We start from the raw sequence: 4,155 nt of genomic DNA on the forward strand, positions 1-4,155 counted from the left end.
GGTCGTCCAGGCGTTCTTCCCGGGCGAGGAGGGCGGCCCGGCGGTCGCGGGCGTCCTGTCGGGCCGGGTCGATCCCTCGGGCCGGCTGCCCGTCAGCGTCCCGCGGCTCCCCGGCGGCCAGCCCTGGACCTACCTCCAGCCGCCCCTGGGCCTCGCGGGCGAGGTCAGCAACCTCGACCCGACCCCGCTGTACGCCTTCGGCCACGGCCGCTCGTACTCGGGGTTCTCCTGGGAGGTGCCCGCCGCCGCCGGGCCGGTCGAGATCGGCACGGACGGCTCGTACGAGGTGTCCGTGACCGTCCGCAACACCGGCGCCCGCGAGGGCGCGGAGGTGGTGCAGCTGTATCTGCACGACCCTGTGGCGTCCGTGACCCGCCCCGACATGCGGCTGATCGGCTACCAGCGCGTGACGGCGGCCCCGGGCGACGCGGCCCGGGTGACCTTCCGCTTCCACGCGGACCTGTCGTCCTTCACCGACCGCTCGGGCCGCCGGGTGGTCGAGCCGGGTGCCCTGGAACTGAGGCTGGCGGCGTCGAGCGCGGACGTACGGCACACCACGCACCTCACCCTGACGGGCCCGGTCCGGGTGCTCGGCACCGACCGGCGGCTGCGCTGCGAGACCGAGGTGTCCTAGGGCGCGTCCGCACAGTCCCGTCGTTCGCCCGGAGGGCGGGCCCCGCGGCATCCGGTGCGTGCTCTCGGCGTGCCGGGCAAAGTCCCTCGCACTGGACGTGGTCGGGGCTTCGTCCGGTGCGGCGAGTGCGAGTGCCCCCTGCTCGAGCGGAGCCGAGAGCTCGGGGAGCGTGTCAGGCGCCGCGGGGCAGGCGCGACTTCGCGGACACGCCCTAGGACCCGGACCGGCCCCGGTTCAGCCTTCGGTGACCGACTCGAACCGCCACCGGTGCACCGCCCGCGTGACCAGTTCCCCGTCCGGCTCCGGCAGTTCGGGCAGCTCGGCGTCGTAGGGCGCGTCCCACCAGGTGATGACGAGGACGCGGTCCTGCGGCGCCCGGAAGATCTCCCGGCGCAAGGGCTCTCGCGCGAGCTCCTGCGCCCGCGCCCAGGTGAGCAGTTCGGCGCCCCGCCCGTCGGACGCCCGGGCCTCCCACATCAACGCGACCGTCACGGGTAGAGGTTCTCCTTGCTGACCTCGTGCACATGGTCGTGGTCGCCCGGGACGTGAGGCTCCGTCACCGGCAGCGAGGAGTCGGCCGACAGGTCCCAGCTCGACACCGCCCGGCCCCGGGCGACCATCTCGGCGCCGAGGGCGGCGACCATCGCGCCGTTGTCCGTGCACAGCTTGGGCCGCGGCACGCGCAGCCGGATGCCGGCGGCCTCGCAGCGCTCCTGGGCGAGGACGCGCAGCCGGGAGTTGGCGGCCACGCCGCCGCCGATCATCAGGTGGTCGACGCCCTCGTCCTTGCAGGCCCGGACGGCCTTGCGGGTCAGCACGTCGACGACCGCCTCCTGGAAGGACGCCGCCACGTCCCGCACCGGCACCTCCTCCCCCGCCGCCCGCCTGGCCTCGATCCAGCGGGCCACGGCGGTCTTCAGTCCCGAGAAGGAGAAGTCGTAGGCCGGGTCGCGCGGGCCGGTCAGACCCCGTGGGAAGGCGATCGCGTTCGGGTCGCCCTCCTTGGCGTACCGGTCGATGACCGGGCCGCCGGGGAAGCCGAGGTTCAGCACGCGGGCGATCTTGTCGAAGGCCTCGCCGGCCGCGTCGTCGATGGTGGCGCCCATCGGACGGACGTCGGAGGTGATGTCCGAGGACAGCAGCAGCGAGGAGTGGCCGCCGGAGACCAGCAGGGCCATGGTCGGCTCGGGCAGCGCGCCGTGCTCCAGCTGGTCCACGCAGATGTGCGAGGCGAGGTGGTTGACGCCGTAAAGGGGCTTGCCGAGGGCGTAGGCGTAGGCCTTCGCCGCGGAGACGCCGACCAGCAGGGCACCGGCGAGGCCGGGACCGGCGGTGACGGCGATGCCGTCGAGGTCGCGGGCGGTGACGCCCGCGTCCTTCAGCGCGCGGTCGATGGTGGGGACCATCGCCTCCAGGTGGGCGCGGCTCGCGACCTCCGGCACGACGCCGCCGAAGCGGGCGTGCTCGTCGACGCTGGAGGCGACGGCGTCGGCCAGCAGGTTGGTGCCCCGGACGATGCCGACGCCGGTCTCGTCGCAGGAGGTCTCGATTCCCAGTACGAGGGGTTCGTCAGCCATTGATCTCGGTTCCTTGTACGGAGTTCTCGGGGGCGGTCAGGCGCATCACCAGGGCGTCCACGTTCCCGGGCTGGTAGTAGCCGCGCCGGAAACCGATGGGCTCGAAACCGAAGCGCTCGTACAGCTTCTGTGCGCGGAGGTTGTCGACCCGGCACTCCAGCATCACCTCGGCACACTCGAAGGCACCGGCCGCCCGCAGCAGTTCGGCCAGCAGCCGTCCGCCGAGGCCGGTGCCCCACAGCTCGCGGGACACGGCGATGGTCTGGACGTCGGCCTGCTCACCGGTGGCGACCAGACCGGCGTAGCCGACGATCCGGGAGGCGTCCTCGGCGACCACGTACCGCCGGTTGGCCCCCGGCCCCCGCGCATGGGCCAGTTCGGACCAGAACATGCCCCGGGACCAGGCGTCCTCGGGGAACAGGTCCCGCTCCAGTTTCAGCACGGAGTCGATGTCCCACCAGCGCATCTCGCGCAGCGCACACGTCACGGGTTCGGTCACTTGGGGGTGACCACCTTGTAGTTCTTGGGGACCTGGGCGTCGGGGCGGCGCAGGTACAGCGGCCGGGGCGCGGGGAGTTCCTCGCCTGCCGCCAGCTTCTCGACGGCCAGCCGGGCCAGGGCTGCGGCGGACACGTGCTCCGGCTCGTGCGCCTTGGGGAAGGTGTCCGGGTACAGCAGCGCGCCCGCGCCGATCGCGGGCAGCCCCTCGACCTGCTCGGCGATGTCGGCGGGCCGGTCCACGGCCGGGGCGGTGACCCGGGTCCGGGAGTCGCTGTAGCGGGCCCAGTACACCTCCTTGCGGCGGGCGTCGGTCGCGACGACGAAGGGGCCCTCCAGGTCGGCGGCGTAGGCGAGGCCGTCCAGCGTGCACACGCCGTGCACGGGGACACCGAGCGCGAGCCCGAAGGTGTCCGCGGTCATCAGGCCGACGCGCAGCCCGGTGTACGGTCCCGGACCGATCCCGGCGACGACCCCTGTGACGGCGTCGAGCCGCAGACCGGCCTCGGCGAAGAGCCGGTCGATCGCCGGCAGCAGCAGTTCCCCGTGCCGCCGCGCGTCCACCTGACTCGAGGAGGCGATGACATCGCGTCCGTCGTGCAGCGCGACGGTGACGGCGGGCGTGGCGGTATCCAGAGCGAGCAAGAGCACGCAAACAGCCTACGGCTCTCCGGGGCCCGGCACGGCCGCACCTGTCGGGCCGTCACGTGCTGCTACCGTCACCTACCGTCACGACAGCGATACGACGTGAGGTGGACTCCGGTGTCAGCCAGCAGCTCGGGAATCGTGGCCGGGCTCACCGCCGCGGCCCTCGCGACGGTCGGCTACCTCGCCCATCAGGCGGCCGAGTCCCTCCCCGCCGGCCGGGGCAGAGCGGCGCACGCGGGCGCCGCACCGGCGGCCGGCACATCGACGGCGCCCCAGGTGAAGAAGGACCCCACGGCGCTGCCCGGCGACTCGGGCAAGGGCGCCCGGGTCGTGTACTCGCTGCGCGGAGACCGGGTGTGGCTGGTCGCCGGGGACGAGGCGGTCAGCCGTACGTTCCAGGTCGACCCGAGCGCGGTGGACCCGGCGCCGGGCAGCTACTCGGTGACGTCCCGCTCGAACAGGGTCACCGGGTCCGACGGCGTCCCGGTCGAACACGTGGTGCGCTTCGCGACGGTGGACGGCGTGGTCATCGGCTTCAGCGCGGCCGTGGGGGGCCCGAACGCCTCCGCCCCCGCCCCCCACCCGAAGGCCCGCACGGGCGGCATCCGCGAGGCCCGCGCGGACGGCGACGCGATGTGGACGTTCGCGACGATCGGCCGCACGGTGGTGGTGGTCCGCTAGGGCCGGTCGTCCGGATGGGACTAGCTAGTGCCGCGGCAGGCAACGTTTGCCCGTTGAGGAGCGGCGTCCGGTGCGTGCTCTCGGCGTGCCGGCCGGAAGCCCTCGTACTGGACGTAC

6 protein-coding genes are annotated in these 4,155 nt (G+C 73.7%); 2 read left to right on the top strand and 4 right to left on the bottom strand.

What is annotated here, in order from left to right:
* Positions 1–634, top strand: a 634-nt coding sequence (locus ABZ281_RS40465) for a fibronectin type III-like domain-contianing protein (RefSeq protein WP_356662966.1), incomplete at its 5' end; no start/stop codon positions are given.
* Between the two features lie 234 nt (positions 635–868).
* Here the strand turns inward: ABZ281_RS40465 and ABZ281_RS40470 are convergent.
* Genes ABZ281_RS40470 through tsaB form a run of 4 tightly spaced genes read right to left on the bottom strand, consistent with a single transcriptional unit; the run spans position 869 to position 3,360 of the window.
* The gene (locus ABZ281_RS40470; protein WP_356662967.1) at positions 869–1,126 is read right to left on the bottom strand and encodes a hypothetical protein; all 258 of its coding nucleotides are present in this window, start codon (positions 1,124–1,126) and stop codon (positions 869–871) included.
* On the bottom strand, positions 1,123–2,211 hold the full coding sequence (gene tsaD / locus ABZ281_RS40475; RefSeq protein WP_356662968.1) for a tRNA (adenosine(37)-N6)-threonylcarbamoyltransferase complex transferase subunit TsaD: 1,089 nt from the start codon (positions 2,209–2,211) through the stop codon (positions 1,123–1,125). The genes ABZ281_RS40470 and tsaD overlap by 4 nt, the downstream gene beginning before the upstream one ends.
* Positions 2,204–2,710: a ribosomal protein S18-alanine N-acetyltransferase gene (gene rimI / locus ABZ281_RS40480; RefSeq protein WP_356662969.1), complete on the bottom strand. Its 507-nt coding sequence runs from the start codon at positions 2,708–2,710 to the stop codon at positions 2,204–2,206. Before rimI ends, tsaD begins: the two co-directional genes overlap by 8 nt.
* Positions 2,707–3,360, bottom strand: a complete 654-nt coding sequence (gene tsaB, locus ABZ281_RS40485; RefSeq protein ID WP_356662970.1) for a tRNA (adenosine(37)-N6)-threonylcarbamoyltransferase complex dimerization subunit type 1 TsaB — start codon at positions 3,358–3,360, stop codon at positions 2,707–2,709. Before tsaB ends, rimI begins: the two co-directional genes overlap by 4 nt.
* Before the next feature lie 111 nt (positions 3,361–3,471).
* Between tsaB and ABZ281_RS40490 the strand changes: the two genes are divergently transcribed.
* Positions 3,472–4,038, top strand: coding sequence for a hypothetical protein (locus ABZ281_RS40490; protein ID WP_356662971.1), 567 nt, complete (start codon positions 3,472–3,474; stop codon positions 4,036–4,038).
* Positions 4,039–4,155 lie beyond the last annotated feature (117 nt).

The organism is Streptomyces sp. NPDC006265 (assembly GCF_040613555.1).
Lineage (GTDB): Bacteria > Actinomycetota > Actinomycetes > Streptomycetales > Streptomycetaceae > Streptomyces.

Bases quoted from the DNA above. Each gene is read 5' to 3' on its own strand.
- tsaD (WP_356662968.1), bottom strand. From the start codon at position 2,211: ATGGCTGACGAACCCCTCGTACTGGGAATCGAGACCTCCTGCGACGAG.